At 46.0% G+C, this 14,538-nt stretch carries 19 protein-coding genes and 1 tRNA gene; 13 read left to right on the top strand and 7 right to left on the bottom strand.

Annotation, left to right across the window (positions count from 1 at the left end; all coding sequences use genetic code 11):
* Positions 1-409 precede the first annotated feature (409 nt).
* Positions 410-613, bottom strand: a complete 204-nt coding sequence (locus BUB16_RS09660) for a dodecin family protein (protein WP_073062997.1) — start codon at positions 611-613, stop codon at positions 410-412.
* Positions 614-711: 98 nt separating this feature from the next.
* Positions 712-960, bottom strand: a complete 249-nt coding sequence (locus tag BUB16_RS09655; protein ID WP_073062994.1) for a DUF7218 family protein — start codon at positions 958-960, stop codon at positions 712-714.
* A 533-nt stretch (positions 961-1,493) separates the two neighbouring features.
* Here BUB16_RS09655 and BUB16_RS09650 point away from each other — a divergent pair.
* From BUB16_RS09650 to BUB16_RS09625, 6 genes are all read left to right on the top strand, one after another.
* Positions 1,494-1,859 carry a PRC-barrel domain-containing protein gene (locus BUB16_RS09650; RefSeq protein WP_073062991.1) on the top strand — a complete coding sequence of 122 codons (366 nt, stop codon included), beginning with the start codon at positions 1,494-1,496 and terminating at the stop codon, positions 1,857-1,859.
* 170 nt (positions 1,860-2,029) lie between these two features.
* Entirely contained in the window at positions 2,030-2,593 is a 564-nt protein-coding gene (locus tag BUB16_RS09645) for a CHRD domain-containing protein (RefSeq protein ID WP_170864347.1), read from the top strand.
* Positions 2,594-2,733: 140 nt separating this feature from the next.
* Positions 2,734-2,931: a hypothetical protein gene (locus BUB16_RS09640; RefSeq protein WP_073062985.1), complete on the top strand. Its 198-nt coding sequence runs from the start codon at positions 2,734-2,736 to the stop codon at positions 2,929-2,931.
* Between the two features lie 24 nt (positions 2,932-2,955).
* Entirely contained in the window at positions 2,956-3,120 is a 165-nt protein-coding gene (locus tag BUB16_RS09635) for a DUF1328 domain-containing protein (RefSeq protein ID WP_073062983.1), read from the top strand.
* 466 nt (positions 3,121-3,586) lie between these two features.
* Positions 3,587-3,925, top strand: coding sequence for a cupin domain-containing protein (locus BUB16_RS09630; RefSeq protein ID WP_073062981.1), 339 nt, complete (start codon positions 3,587-3,589; stop codon positions 3,923-3,925).
* Positions 3,926-4,113: 188 nt separating this feature from the next.
* Complete coding sequence (locus tag BUB16_RS09625) at positions 4,114-4,959, top strand: CvfB family protein (RefSeq protein ID WP_073062979.1); 846 nt, start codon at positions 4,114-4,116, stop codon at positions 4,957-4,959.
* A gap of 23 nt (positions 4,960-4,982) precedes the next feature.
* Here BUB16_RS09625 and nfo read toward each other — a convergent pair whose 3' ends face one another.
* Positions 4,983-5,828, bottom strand: a complete 846-nt coding sequence (gene nfo / locus BUB16_RS09620) for a deoxyribonuclease IV (RefSeq protein ID WP_073063428.1) — start codon at positions 5,826-5,828, stop codon at positions 4,983-4,985.
* A 161-nt stretch (positions 5,829-5,989) separates the two neighbouring features.
* Entirely contained in the window at positions 5,990-6,409 is a 420-nt protein-coding gene (locus tag BUB16_RS09615) for a DUF1761 domain-containing protein (RefSeq protein WP_073062977.1), read from the bottom strand.
* A 350-nt stretch (positions 6,410-6,759) separates the two neighbouring features.
* Here BUB16_RS09615 and deoC point away from each other — a divergent pair, with 350 nt between their 5' ends.
* The 4 genes from deoC to BUB16_RS09595 all read left to right on the top strand — a co-directional run bounded on the left by deoC (position 6,760) and on the right by BUB16_RS09595 (position 10,885).
* Positions 6,760-7,677: a deoxyribose-phosphate aldolase gene (gene deoC, locus BUB16_RS09610; protein WP_073062975.1), complete on the top strand. Its 918-nt coding sequence runs from the start codon at positions 6,760-6,762 to the stop codon at positions 7,675-7,677.
* Positions 7,678-7,805: 128 nt separating this feature from the next.
* Positions 7,806-9,338, top strand: a complete 1,533-nt coding sequence (locus BUB16_RS09605) for an aldehyde dehydrogenase family protein (protein ID WP_084088171.1) — start codon at positions 7,806-7,808, stop codon at positions 9,336-9,338.
* An 86-nt stretch (positions 9,339-9,424) separates the two neighbouring features.
* Positions 9,425-10,294: an aldehyde dehydrogenase family protein gene (locus tag BUB16_RS09600; RefSeq protein ID WP_073062974.1), complete on the top strand. Its 870-nt coding sequence runs from the start codon at positions 9,425-9,427 to the stop codon at positions 10,292-10,294.
* A gap of 3 nt (positions 10,295-10,297) precedes the next feature.
* Positions 10,298-10,885 carry an SPOR domain-containing protein gene (locus tag BUB16_RS09595; protein WP_073062972.1) on the top strand — a complete coding sequence of 196 codons (588 nt, stop codon included), beginning with the start codon at positions 10,298-10,300 and terminating at the stop codon, positions 10,883-10,885.
* 170 nt (positions 10,886-11,055) lie between these two features.
* On the opposite strand, the gene ychF is transcribed toward BUB16_RS09595, so the two are convergent.
* The 3 genes from ychF to nusB are packed head-to-tail and all read right to left on the bottom strand — an operon-like array spanning position 11,056 to position 13,330.
* Complete coding sequence (ychF, locus tag BUB16_RS09590) at positions 11,056-12,150, bottom strand: redox-regulated ATPase YchF (RefSeq protein ID WP_073062970.1); 1,095 nt, start codon at positions 12,148-12,150, stop codon at positions 11,056-11,058.
* A gap of 38 nt (positions 12,151-12,188) precedes the next feature.
* Positions 12,189-12,854 carry a metallophosphoesterase family protein gene (locus tag BUB16_RS09585; RefSeq protein WP_211483139.1) on the bottom strand — a complete coding sequence of 222 codons (666 nt, stop codon included), beginning with the start codon at positions 12,852-12,854 and terminating at the stop codon, positions 12,189-12,191.
* A 20-nt stretch (positions 12,855-12,874) separates the two neighbouring features.
* The gene (nusB, locus tag BUB16_RS09580; RefSeq protein ID WP_073062965.1) at positions 12,875-13,330 is read right to left on the bottom strand and encodes a transcription antitermination factor NusB; all 456 of its coding nucleotides are present in this window, start codon (positions 13,328-13,330) and stop codon (positions 12,875-12,877) included.
* A gap of 158 nt (positions 13,331-13,488) precedes the next feature.
* On the opposite strand from nusB, the gene BUB16_RS09575 reads away from it, so the two are divergent.
* From BUB16_RS09575 to BUB16_RS09565, 3 genes are all read left to right on the top strand, one after another.
* Positions 13,489-13,563 (top strand) — tRNA-Val (locus BUB16_RS09575).
* A gap of 237 nt (positions 13,564-13,800) precedes the next feature.
* A complete protein-coding gene (locus tag BUB16_RS09570) occupies positions 13,801-14,382 on the top strand; it encodes a hypothetical protein (RefSeq protein ID WP_073062962.1) in 582 nt (193 codons plus the stop codon).
* 43 nt (positions 14,383-14,425) lie between these two features.
* On the top strand, positions 14,426-14,538 hold a 113-nt coding region (locus BUB16_RS09565; RefSeq protein WP_139240256.1), incomplete at its 3' end, for a transposase.

Raw genomic sequence — 14,538 nt, 5'->3', positions numbered from 1 at the left:
TCAGCCTCCCACAGGCTTACCTCCTGTCACAGGTATGCCTACAGTATGTAAATAAATTACTTTGGCAGGAAGAATGCGGCCTTTACCATACAGGTTAAATGTATGAGAACCGCATTATTCACAGCGTAAATCATTATATGATAACCATGTTCCAAATTTAGCTACATCGTTAAACGTGTACGAGGTCATATATAAAAAAGAGCACAGGTGAAGCCCTACTTTCAATGCTTTCAGGATATATGTTCTCGTAATCACAGGAAATATTTAATCCGTATTCCAGATCGGGAAATTCGTCTATATGTCCAGCAGACAGCATAGCATATCCGCAGGAATGTGCTCGAACATCCGGCAAACAGGAGTAATATTTATGCCGACTCAAATGACAAACCTTTATAAGCTGATAAAGAAATTATGATTTATTTATTGCAAAGGTGACCTTTGCCGTAACACGATAAAACTGGATCTCTTCGTCTTCTACCTTGGCCTGTATGTCCTTCATCCATACGGACTGTATTGAATCAACAGTTTGCGAGGCTTCGGCCACGGCATTTTCAAAGGCTTCTTCTATGGTTTCTCCTTCAGCTAAGATCTCTATTACTTTTGCTATAGACATAGTGTTATTTTTTAGATTAAAGTTAGGGAAAAATAATTAAGGGTTAGAATATTTATCTATGGGAATTAAACGCAATATTGTTAATACAAGCCCTCTACTCAATGATTCCTAAGCGCCTTGATCAGCTCCTCCTTGTCCATCTTAGAGCGGCCTTCGATTCCTACTTCTTCGGCTTTGTCGTATAATTCATCTTTGGTCCACTTCTCGTACTTTTGATGTTTACCGCCCTTTTCGGAGGCATCGTCGGCATTGGCGATACGGGCCGCTTTCTCCTTGCTCATGCCTTGATCCCTGAGCTCTTCATATTTTTCTTCATCTTTTATTCGATTTGAGCTGTCTTTCGGCATAACGATTTAATGCTATTATTAGAATTAAAAAGTAATGTATATGCTCTCACAGAGAGATATTGTAGTACGCTTTGTGGTCTTTTTGTGGCAACTATAACGACTTTTCAGCTATATCTAATCTACCGTCCAGAAAACCGTCTTTCTCTCGGTTTTAAAATTTAATACCCGGTATACACTAAATGAGGGCTTGAAAACAAGGAGTTTTCGAGTTCAAGCCGGAGGAAGGTTATAATCGAAGCCTTCTGCCCACCCTGGAAAACTTCATTGGACCGGCAACAGCAGGACCGGGCAGAAGGCTGGTTTTGCAAGTTCTTCTGCAAGAGAGGTCCAAGCGGACATTTCTGTACGACAACCTGCTAATACCGATTGTAAGACTTATCCCGAAGGTAGTAAAAGCTACTACAGAAAGATCACACGAATCACTATTTGTGTTCCTCTGCCTATTCAGCAGATTGGTTATAGCAGAAGAGGTACTTGATCGATGAAAAGATATTCATCGAAAAAACATAAACTCAAACGTAATCTAAATATATATGAAACCGCGCAATCTATCGGCAACTTCCATTACCGGCACTAATGTACAAAATCTCCAGGGCGAAGATATCGGCAATATCAAAGATCTTATGATTGACCTGGAAAACGGTCAGGTTCTCTACACCGTTCTTTCGTTCGGGGGATTCATGGGCATGGGCGACGACTATTTCGCTATCCCTATGGAAGCTCTCATTTTCAGTGAAAAAGAAGAAGAGCTTATTAAAATAGATATCGATAAAGAAACCCTGAAAGAGGCGCCCGGTTTTGACAAAGATAACTGGCCGATGCAGCCCACCGATGAGTTTTTAAACTCAGTGTATGATTATTACGGTTATGAGCGCAGGACGGTTAATCCTAAACTTTAACATTCAGATTCAGGAGTTCGATTGGCCATTATGGCGCTGAATCCGGTAGCATATCCTATACCGTATAACTCTGTCCCGGGTCCGGATAACAGCATCACATCCGGTAAAAGAAAAGCCGACAGGAAACGATAACAGTACAAAGGTTAATGTTAATTCACAGAGGTGTTAATATGAAACATCACCAGTCAATTAAAGCTTATGTAATGGGAATTCTCATCTTCACCCTGAGTATCGGTCTAATAACGGGTTGTGGCGATAGAGACAGCGATCCAGATATGGAAAATACTGAGATGAACGAAACACCCCAATCTCAGCCGGATCGGGCTTATAATGAGGACTATGATACTAACAGGGGTCAGGAACAGTCATTCGAGGTTTCTCTCGAGGGCTCGAACGAAGTGCCGGAAGTTACAACCGACGCCAGTGGCAGTGCCACGGTTACGTTAAAAGGCGACAGTATTCATGTCGAAGGCGAATTTTCTGATCTGGGCTCCGAATACACGGCTTCACACATCCATAAAGGAGCGGAAGGTGAGAACGGCGACCCAATTATAACGCTTGAACCTGAGGTGGGAAATGATAAAACCTCTGGCTCCTGGGATGCATCCTACCTGCTGGAAGATGATCACCGGTCGGCGCTAATGGCAGACAGCCTCTATATTAATGTACATTCCACCGAAAACAAGCCCGGGGAAATCCGCGGACAAATTACCTCCTCCGGCATGGATATGTGACCGACCAATATTAATTCACATACCTCACAAAGATACTATTGACTGTGGAGTGGTTAAAGGGTGAGCCAGGGACGTGCTCCTTCCGCTCTCAGAATAATCCAAATGCATTAGAATATTTTTATCAAAAACCACCATCATATATGAAACTATTAGGATATATAATCTCTGTGGGGGGATTAATCGCCCTCATTTATACGGGTATCACCTATATCAACAATTCCGAATCTTTTGGAGTTTTTGGACTCGATATCGCCGTATCAAAAGGGGATCCGGTGCCCATGATCATATCACTTGTTGTCCTGATCATAGGCCTCCTGATAGCTCGTATTACTAAATAATAAACGAATAAACGAGGATAACTTATGCTTAGATGGGCCGTAACATTTTTAATTATCGCAATAATAGCAGCCATTTTCGGGTTTGGAGGCGTCGCAGAGGGCGCAGCCGATATTGCACAAATATTATTCTATATTTTTTTAGTGCTATTCGTCATTTCGCTATTCTTCGGGGGTTTCAGAAGGCCTTGAGTCTGAAGTATGCAACACAGAGCCTGATGCTCTGTTGACCATGCTAAATTTAGCCGAGAGGATGTCTCTGGATTTAGTTATAGGTTTACGAGACAAATCTACTAAATTCAGGGCGCCCTCTTTTTTATAGTAGCTTTGAAGTTCCAGGACCCTTGAACGTGCTTAAGACCTCCCCCCTCCCGACCCTCCGCACATCTGAACCGGTTGGGAGGGGATTTTTATTTAGGAATGCTTTGATTCACCGACGATTCCCACCGTTAATTTGATGTAGCTCATTACAATATTTCTTTCGGGCGGGAATTGTACGTCTTGCATGCCCTTCCATCCTGCGGGGCAGGCAGAGTTGACGGTTGGAAATACCGTTACAAAAATCAGCCGGTCAACATCTTGAAAATTGCTCTGGCAATGTTAACTTACCCAGTCATCCATAACAAATCGCATTGCATAACTACCGGAGGAAAAAATTATGAACCAGGGTCATGTACAATCGGGCGAAGTAATTAATTTGAGTACACTGAGAGATGGTATGCCGGGAGATTCTACTTTTGCACTGGTCAAGACGGATGATATGGAGGTTATCCGTATGGTCTTGCCACGAGGGAAAGACATTATGGAGCACAGCGTGGAAGGTGAAGTATCCGTACAGTGTCTAAAGGGACATGTTATCTTCCAGGTGGAAGGGGAAGCAAGAGAATTAACGGAAAACGACTGGCTTTATCTGAGCCATAATCAACCGCATGCGCTCTATGCCAAGACGGACAGTGTTTTATTGGTGACCATCCTCTTTAAAGCCGATGACAGATAGCATGTTTTATCGTTTACCCTGAATTGTGTATCCCGTCCGGCTCCTGTTCTTCATTACATCGGGTCTGCCAAAGGTACACATTTTCAGTCTTTCTCACCTGTTAAAGTGCGAACAGGCTTTATATTTTGGATATATTTTCCAAACACATCGGTATTTAATACAAACTGTTTTACAATCTATTTATTTATATGCTAACATTAGGAACGTATCAGACACTAAGCGTGGCCCGTGAAACTGATCACGGCTATATCCTCAAGGAAGATAAGGGAGCTGAAGTACTGCTCCCCGGAAACCTGGCTTCCCGGGAGCTTCAGAAGGGAGAAAACGCCCGGGTCTTTATTTACAAGGATGGGGAAGAACGAATCACAGCCACCATGCAGGATCCGAAGATAACCCTGAACCGGATAGCACTCCTAACCGTAAAGGATATAACCCGGCATGGGGCTTTTTTGGACTGGGGACTCGATAAAGATCTCTTTCTGCCCCACAGTGAACAGACGATTAAGCTGCGGGAGGGGAACTCCTGCCTGGTCTACCTGTACCTGGATGAAGAAACCGACCGGCTGGTCGCCAGCATGAAGATCGACCGCTTTTTGGATAACACAACGCTCAGCGTGGAAGAGATGGAAAAAGTTGATCTTTGGATCCTGGACAAAACAGATCTGGGATATAATGTAGCAATCAACGGGAAGCACCGGGGACTCATATACCACAACGAGTTTTTTGACGAGGTCTCCCACGGGGATAAAACGACCGGCTATATCAAGCAGATCCGAGCAGACCATAAAATTGATGTTACCCTTCGTCCCATCGGATATGATAAAGTGCAGTCACGGGCCGACCTCATACTGCATCGCCTCAAAAAATCGGGCGGCTGTCTGGACCTGCATGACAAGAGCGATCCCGGTGAGATCAGAGAGCGGTTAAAGATGAGTAAGAAAACGTTCAAAAAAGCTATTGGGTTGCTGTATCGTGAAGATATCATCGATATCCGTGAGGATGGCATTTACCTTACCGAAGAGAACTCCGACTAATGAAGAAAGTCGAACCGTGAGCGTTATGGACGGGCAAATGTCCGAAGCATCTCAATTTCTTCCGGCCAGCGCTCGGTATTCGGGGTCTCCAGGATCATCGGGATATCACTCAGACGCTGATCCTGCATAATCATTTTAAACCCTCCCAGCCCAATCTTTCCCTCCCCTATATTATCATGCCGGTCAACCCGGCTGCCCAGCTCCTTTTTTGAGTCGTTGAGATGGATCCCTTTCAGGTATTCAAGTCCTACGGTCTCTTCGAATTTTTCAAAGGTGCGCCGGAAACCCTCTTCCGTTGACAAATCGTAGCCCGCAGCGTAGGCGTGACAGGTATCGATACAAACGCCTACCCGGCTCTGGTCCTCCACCTCCTCGATAATAGCTGCCAAATGCTCAAAACAAAAGCCCGTATTGGTCCCCTGTCCCGCCGTTGTTTCAATAACAGCGGTCACGCCTTCCGTCCGATCCAGGGTCCAATTTATCGATTCGGCATTGCGCTTAAGGCACCCCTCCACGCTGATCTTATTGAGATGGCTGCCCGGGTGAAAGTTGAGCAAGCGGATCCCCAACTGCTCGCACCGCTGCATCTCATCGAGAAAGGCGTTGCGTGACTTTTGGAGTTTGTTCCGGTCCGGATGACCCAGATTAATCAGGTAGCTGTCGTGGGGCATCACCTGATCCATGGAATAACCATATTTTTCGCAATTTTTCTTAAATCCCTCGATGTTTTCCCGGGTGAGCGGGGGGCCCTCCCATCGAAGCTGATTCTTCGTAAATAGGGCGAAAGCCGTCGCTCCGATTTCATGTGCTCGCTCCGGGGCATTTTCCACGCCGCCGGCTGCACTTACATGCGCTCCGATATACTTCATATGCATCAGATAATCTTAATTTGAAATAGCCCAAAAGGTAGTCATTAAAGCACTAAAATACGAAAAGATCAGGCAGAAATGATTATCCCTGAACATATTGGCAACGATACCGATCCTCAGCATAAATTCAAAGCCCGAAGCGCGGGATTAACTAAACGTATTCAGATCCAGGCACCCAAGATCAGTCCCATCACGGTAAAAGTTACGGTCCAATACCCTCCGTTGATAAAAATATAGGTCCACGACTTTCCTTCATACAGGCTGTTAACCGCCAACGCAAAAAATATCCAGCCAAATCCGGTTAAGAATCCATAAAAAGCCCCCGTTCCGGCCGTCATCTGTTCTGCGGCTTCCGGCGATCCGGTTAAAAACATCGCCAGGTTAAAGGCCATGATGAGTTCAAAGAGAAAAGCCAGGCCAAATAGTTTGGCTTTATTTCCTTTTTCGACATCATCCTCCGTCATTCCTACAGCCGAAAGCCATGCCTGCCCGAACAGCGGTCCATACCACAGTGCTCCCACCATGAAAGCCGAAAGCGTTGCTACAATAACGGCCAGAAAATTAATATTCGCCATATCCATAATACAATCCCTCTACTTTTGTTAAATGAATTGATAGATCCCTTATTAAATTAAGGCTAAAAAATAAATTAAATCAACAGATTCCTGGTGGTAACCAAAGAAGGAACGAGTTAGGGGAACTTCTCAGGATTCCTTACCTTTTTACTCTCAGGGGATCCCTCCGCAGCCCGGATCACCGGGATGCGGGCAGACGGTCAATAAAACCGGTGGCGGAAGTACCGTTGGGGCGGGAATACAAGCCCTCCCTTCCGCCAGGATGTGAGCAGACAGGCCTTCCTGGCATTTTGTCCAAGGTCCCCCCATAATTGATACACGAATCCGAACAATAACCTGCGAAGTCTTTCCGGCATATGAATAGTTCCTCTCACTCACGGGATATCCCGTACCCGGACATTGTTCCCATAGATGAAGTGGCCGTCAACCAGCGAGTGGCGCGCCTCAACAGCCGCAGCATCAAAAAAGAATCTAAAGTTGCGGCCCTTGAAATGGCCCTGAGTATGATTGATCTGACGACGCTCGAAGGCAGCGATACGCCGGGAAAAGTCATCCAGTTGTGTCACAAAGCCAAAGAGCCCCATGCGGATATGCCTGATCTGCCCACGGTTGCAGCCGTGTGTGTTTACCCGAACATGGTGAGTGTCGCGGAAAAAGCGCTTCGGGGCACAGAGATCCATGTGGCCGGCGTGGCAACCGCCTTTCCCAGCGGCACTGCCACCCTCGATGCCAAAATCGAAGAAACCAAACAGGTCGTCGGGGACGGTGCAGACGAAGTGGATATGGTCATCTCCCGCGGGGAGTTCCTCAAAGGAAATTACCACTATGTTTTTGATGAAATTGCCGCCGTCAGAGAAGCGGCCGGTGATGCGCACCTGAAAGTGATACTGGAAACCGGCGAGCTGCAAACCTACGAGAATGTCCGAAGGGCAAGTGACCTCGCCATACGGGCGGGCGCGGATTTCATCAAAACCTCTACCGGAAAAGTGAAACCGGCAGCCACCCAGCCCGTAACCCTGGTCATGCTGGAGGCGATCCGTGATTTTTATTACAAAACCGACCGCATGGTGGGCATGAAACCGGCGGGGGGCATCCGCAAAGCCAAACAGGCTATCCAGTATCTTGTACTGGTGAATGAAACGCTGGGCGCCGACTGGCTGACGCCCGATTACTTCCGCTTTGGGGCCAGCTCTCTTGCGAATGACCTGCTTTTGCAAATCGTCAAACAGAAAACCGGCGTTTATCAGAGCAGCTATTATTTTAGTAATGACTGAGGGACATGGATTGATTAATGGAGCATGCGACAGGAAATTTTTCGTATGCTTGTCCGTTGTCCCCGCCCAAAAAGGCTTCAAGCCAAATAATTATCCTGAATTCTCACTAACACCAACCTCATGTAGCAATGGCTGACGAACAACAAACGGTCGATGAAGCAGAACAAAAAGAAGAATCCTTCAAACCATCCGCTCCCACTTCCAAACTGAACTTTGATGGCCCCTGGAAATATGACGAAGCACCCCAAAGTACTGCTGCGGTAGAAATAAAGGATCAATATGAACTTTTTATTGACGGAGCGTTCCGGGAACCCGAGAAGGGACGGTACATGACTTCCATTAATCCTGCGACCGAAGAGCCATTGGCATCCATAGCCGAAGCCACCCAGCAGGATGTGGATGAAGCCGTACAGGCCGCCCGAAAAGCCTATGAAAAACGATGGTCTCCCCTGGAGGCAGCGGAGCGGGGCAAATATATATTCCGGCTGGCCCGCATGATCCAGGAGCGGTCCCGCGAGTTCGCCGTCATTGAATCGATGGACGGGGGAAAGCCCATCCGGGAATCCCGGGATGTGGACATCCCGCTTGCGGCCGCCCACTTTTTCTATTATGCCGGCTGGGCCGATAAGCTGGAATACGCTTTCCCGGGCAGAAAGGCGGAACCACTGGGGGTGGCGGGACAAATTATCCCCTGGAATTTTCCCCTGCTGATGCTGGCCTGGAAAGTGGCCCCCGCTCTGGCAACTGGAAATACGGTTGTGCTAAAGCCGGCCGAAACCACCTCCCTGACGGCGCTTAAATTTGCAGAGCTCTGCCGGGATGCGGGCCTGCCGGAGGGCGTCGTCAATATCGTTACCGGAGCGGGACAAACCGGCTCGCTGATAGTCAATCATGATGATATTGATAAAATCGCCTTTACCGGATCGACCAAAGTCGGTAAAATAATCATGGAGTCGCTGGCGGGAACGGATAAGAAGTATACCCTCGAACTGGGGGGCAAGGGACCAAATATCATCTTCGAGGATGCCCCACTCGACCAGGCGGTAGAGGGTATTATCAATGCGATTTTCTTTAATCAGGGACACGTGTGCTGTGCGGGTTCGCGATTGCTGGTCCAGGAGGGGATTGCCGACCACCTCGTCCGGAAGCTTCGGGACCGCATGGAAACGCTCATAGTGGGCGACCCGCTGGACAAGAATACGGATATCGGAGCCATCAACTCCGAACAGCAATACAATAAAATCAACGAATACCTGGAACTGGGCGTTCAGGAAGGAGCGGAACTGTACCAGAGCTCATGCGATCTCCCCGAAAAAGGCTATTACTGTCGGCCTACCCTCTTCACGAATGTCGGACAATCAAACCGCATTGTACGGGAGGAAATATTCGGTCCCGTTCTGACCATCCAGACGTTCCGAACGGCCGACGAGGGCATTGCAAAAGCAAACAATACCCCCTATGGACTGGCCGGCGGCGTGTGGACCGACAAAGGTTCAAAGATATTTAAAGTCGGCAGCAGGATCCGCAACGGCGTGGTATGGGCAAATACGTATAACCAGTTCGACCCCACTTCCCCCTTCGGCGGATACAAGGAAAGCGGCAAGGGCCGCGAAGGCGGATTGCATGGACTCTATCCCTACGTAAAACTCAACCCCCGATAAAACTAATTACACTGATACTATTGACGATTCTACCACCTAAAACATTATACTGAAATCAAACCCCGGTACCCAAAAGCAGCATACTCATGTCAGATCGTGTTGAAGTCTCAAAAACGTACAAAACCTATATCGACGGAACATTCCCGCGTACGGAATCCGGCCGTTATTACAAAGTATACGACGGCAACGGGGATATTCTTGCCAATGCCTGCCAGTGTTCGCGCAAGGACGTCCGTGATGCCGTGTTAGCAGCCCGTGATGCTTTTGATGGATGGAGCAACCGATCGGCGTACAACCGGGGACAAATTCTCTACCGTATTGCGGAGATGCTCGAAACCCGAAAAGCCCAGTTTATCGAAGAGCTGGAAACCATTGGATACAAAACCAGTGATGCCCGGTCCGAAGTCGAAGCTTCCATTGACCGCCTTATCTATTATGCGGGCTGGTCTGACAAGTACCAGCAGGTATTCGGGAGCATCAACCCGGTAGCCAGCTCTCACTTTAATTTTTCCCTGCCCGAGCCCACGGGGGTGGTCACGATATGGGCGCCCGGGGAGCAGCCGCTACTGGGACTTATTTCGGTCATTGCACCCGTAATTGTCGGCGGAAACAGCTGTGTGGTACTCTCCTCGGAAAAATATCCACTCAGCGCCATCAGCTTCGCAGAAGTGCTTCATTCCTCTGACGTGCCGGCCGGGGTAGTCAATATTTTGACCGGTTTTCGCAAAGAGCTGCTTAAGCACATGACCTCGCACATGGATGTAAACGCCTTTTTTGTAACTGATCCCGATATCGATCGGGAACAGCGGAAACAAATGGATGAACATGGCGCTTTAAATCTCAAGCACATTATCCGGAAATCAGTCGATAATTGGGAGGATAAAGAATCAAAATCTCCCTATTTTATTACTGACTTTCAGGAAATAAAAACCACCTGGCATCCCGTTGGATTTTAACCTATGAAGAATTTATCCCTATATATTACAATCATTTCACTACTGTCCATTGCATTTATCTTCAGTAGCTGCTCTACGGTTCGTGACGTGACAGAAAGAGGACCGGCTGAACCCGAATCTCCGGATGAAGTGCTGGCAACGGAAGAAGCGAGAGCACTGCAGCAGCTGCTCGATGAAACCCGGAGTACGCTGGCAGACCTGGAGGAATCGGACCAAATAGAGGTGCCTAATCTCTTTAAACAGGAAGCTTCTTCAAATTCAGCTGTCAGCGGAAATCCTTACCAGGGGTACCGGATTCAGTTAATCTCTACCCGCGATGTACAGGAAGCCGACACGATGTCAAACCAGTTTCTGGAATGGGTTGAGTCGGAAGCCTTCGGATACCGTCCCGAGGCATACGTTTTTTTTAAACAGCCATACTACAGGGTGCACGTCGGGGACTTCCAGAGCAAAAGCCGTGCCGCTGACTTTACGAGACTTATCAAACAAAAATATCCCGGGGCATGGGTCGTTCCTGATCGTATCGTACCCGCTAACGTTCCGCCCGATGATGTTACTTTCTCAACCGAAAAAGATACTACCGGATCATAAAAGAGGCCCATAATTAACAGTTGAAAGTTGGGGAAAACTTCCGCTGTAAACAGCTTCGGGGCCTATGGCGGGTGGACTCCATTTTATTAGAGATAGTCCCATGCACTAGAGAATACGAAAACTTTGAAAAGTTATGTGTTAGCGTGTTAAAGAATGTTGAAAGTCGCAGGCTACACATTAAAGCGAAAAAGCATAACATCCCCATCCTGAACGATATAGTCTTTGCCTTCCTGGCGCATCTCACCGGCATTTTTTACCGCTTTTTCTGAACCCAGCTCTTTATATGTTTCATAGCTGACCGTTTCAGCACGAATAAATCCGCGCTCGAAATCGCTGTGAATAACACCCGCTGCTTCCGGCGCCGTAGCTCCTTCTCTGACGGTCCACGCACGCGTTTCTTTGGGACCCACAGTAAAATAGGTGATAAGTCCGAGTTCTTTGTATGCTGCGCGAATCAACCGTTCCAGTCCGGCACTTTCGACTCCCAACTCTTCCAGAAACATCTGCTTCTCGCTTTCGTCAAGCTGGGCTATTTCTTCTTCTATCTTGGCACAGAAAGTGACCACTTCATCGTCAAATCGATCCGCAATACCGCGAACCTCCTCAACCCATTTATTACCTCCGTCCAGATCCTCTTCAGACACATTACAGGCATATAAGACCGGTTTATCAGAAAGCAGGGAAAGCTCGCGATACGCCTTTTGTTTTTCTTCATCGGCCTCAAACGTTCGCGCTGCGTGCCCGTTTTCCAAATGTTCTTTCAGCTCCTGAACTATCTCAAGTTTTTGGATAACTTTTTTTTCCCCGCTCTTGGCCTCTTTCTTAAGGCTTTCGACTCGCTTTTCTACCGACTCGAGATCTTTTAAGATGAGCTCGTCTTCAATGATGTGAACATCTCTTGTCGGATTTACGTCGCCTTCCACATGAACAACATTTTCATCATCAAAGCAGCGCACGACATGCACAATGAGATCCACTTCCCTGATATGGGAAAGAAAAGCGTTTCCTTTGCCTTTTCCCTCGGATGCTCCTTTTACCAGACCCGCAATATCCACAAATTCCACGCTGGTAGGCAATTTTTCTTTGGAACCCACTATCTCAAACAACGTGTCAAGGCGCTCGTCGGGCACCGGTACCACTCCCACATTGGGATCAATAGTACAAAAAGGAAAATTTGCGGCATCAGCACCGGCATCACTTAAGGCATTAAAAAGCGTAGATTTACCAACATTGGGTAATCCGACAATTCCACATCGTAAACTCATGTATATAAGTTAGTTATAGATATTAATTAAAATGAATATTAATCCACTCGGGGTTGTACAATAAACTCCTCTTCCGGTAATTTTACCGCGGTAAGTTTCCGGTAGCCGTTGCGATTGTATACACAACCGGTATCGATACCGATCATTTTAGTTTTCCTGATTGGTTGAGGTCGGGGGGTATGTCCGAATACCACGGTCTTTTCCCACGGTTTTTCAATCGCTTTCAGGTGAGACCGAATCCACAAAAAATCCTGCATCTCATTTTTGTCTTTCAGCGACTCTTTTATAGTCTTTGCCGGGGAAATTCCCGCATGAACAAAAAAATAATCTTCTGTATCATAATAGAGTATTGTATCTCTATAGAATTGCATATGCTCCTTCGGAAACTCAACCTGCTGGCCATCGTGGTCGTACGAATGGATCGTAGTGCGTCCCCCGTTCATCAGCCACAGCTGTCTGTCACCGCCTCCCAGGGCATCCAGCATCATCTGCTCGTGATTGCCCCGCAGGAAGATACAATTTACTTTTTCCCGGAATTCAAGCAAAAAATCAACCACTCCCCGGGAATCCGGTCCCCGGTCGATATAGTCTCCCACAAAAACGAATGTGCGATCATAAAAAGGACTCAACTCCTCTATAAGCGCCTTCATGGTTGCAGCACACCCATGGATATCTCCAATTGCTATATATTTTTCTTTGCTCACACTTTCAAATCTCTTTTGATTCAGAGAGAGGTTTCGATAAGACCTCTGCCCTTTTTCCGGATACGCTCATCCTTCTTGAGCTGATCTAATGCGGAGTCAAGAATGCCGTTCACGAAATTGCCGGATTTTTGGGTAGAAAACTTCTTAGCGATTTCGATCGCTTCATTGATAGTCACCTTCGTCGGAATCTGCTCAAAGTATAAAAATTCGGCAATAGCCAGACGAAGGATCTGCAGATCAATGGTATTCAATCGATCAATACTCCAGTTGTTGATATGAGTTTGAATAACCTCATCCACAGTCTCCTGATTATTAACGACTTTTAAAAACAATCGTTCCGCAAACTTGAACGTGTCTGTGTCACTAAGCTTTGGTTTTAAAACGGACTGAATGATGTGGGTCCACTGCCCTTTACCTATTTCATTGGCATACAATGCCTGCAGTACTGCCTTTCGTGCTTCTCTTCGCTGAGCCATATTTATTTTATCGAATATTTTATATAAATGTAAAAATACAAAACCTGCTCTACAGCTGAAAGCAAAAAGAATGAAAAGAGCACCGGCGCCAGTCTCCCAAAATAGTTTTTCGACAGGCTTGCTATATCACGGCAAAGATCACTATATTAGACGCTCTCGGGTAATTAGCTCAGTTGGTTTAGAGCACCAGCTCGACAAGCTGGGGGTCGCAGGTTCGAATCCTGCATTACCCACTCCAATCCCTATAAGTCATTGGCTTGCAAGGGTTTATTTTTTATGTTACAAACATTGTTATAAACGAGTAGTTTATAGTCCGTTTTTTTTACCCGTTGAATAACAAATGGTTGTTATCTCTCACCTTATTTAATGAGTTATTTTGTAGTGATTGAGTTCGATAAAAATAATTATTGAGATTTATATCAGAGAATTTATCTACTATATCATTAAATACTTAAGAGATATAATTCGTCATGAGAGTATTTTTTATTATCATTATTTTAATTTCCAGTGCTACCCATTTTAAATATTTGAATGCTCAGAGTTTAGTAAATGATTATAGGTCAGAAGTAGAATACCAGGCATCGGAAATCGGTAAGGTTACAGATCGAAGTGAGTTGGAAGATATTTATCATCAAGTTGGAAGTTTGGTAGATAATATTGAAGACAGTCTTGATGATGAAAAAGATACAATTATGGAACCTTCTCTTGAGGAAGTATTAAGCAAGGCAGAATTAATTGAAAATTTTATTTTTGCTTTGAAGGAGGATGGATTTAAGCATACTAAAAATGATGCGATTGATTATGTAAATAACTTTAATACTATTTCGAGAAATAAAATTGGAGGAAATAGTAAATGCTTAGAGATAGAGCGTTGGGAGGTTGGTCCAAATTTGTATCTAATTTCAGTTATTAATGATAAGGACAACTACACAATAAGATTTTCTTCGGAATTTCGAGAAGATAAAAGTTGGGGAGAAATGAAAGCTGGGGTAGGACCAGACCAATCGATAGTAATAAGGAAATATTTTGACAGGAGTTGTAAGCTTCCCTGAAAGTTGACCGTTTGAAAGTAGAGAAAATTCACTACTTTCTATTATGAAAAAATCACGATTCAGCGAATCCCAAATCATCTCTATCCTCAACAAACAGGAGCAGGGACTGAAGGTCCGAGACATCTGTCGCGAGCATGGCATCAGCGACGCGACCTT

It is taken from the genome of Fodinibius roseus (assembly GCF_900129315.1).
In the GTDB taxonomy this organism is placed as follows: domain Bacteria; phylum Bacteroidota; class Rhodothermia; order Balneolales; family Balneolaceae; genus Fodinibius; species Fodinibius roseus.
This window is presented reverse-complemented; position numbering and strand designations above follow the sequence as displayed.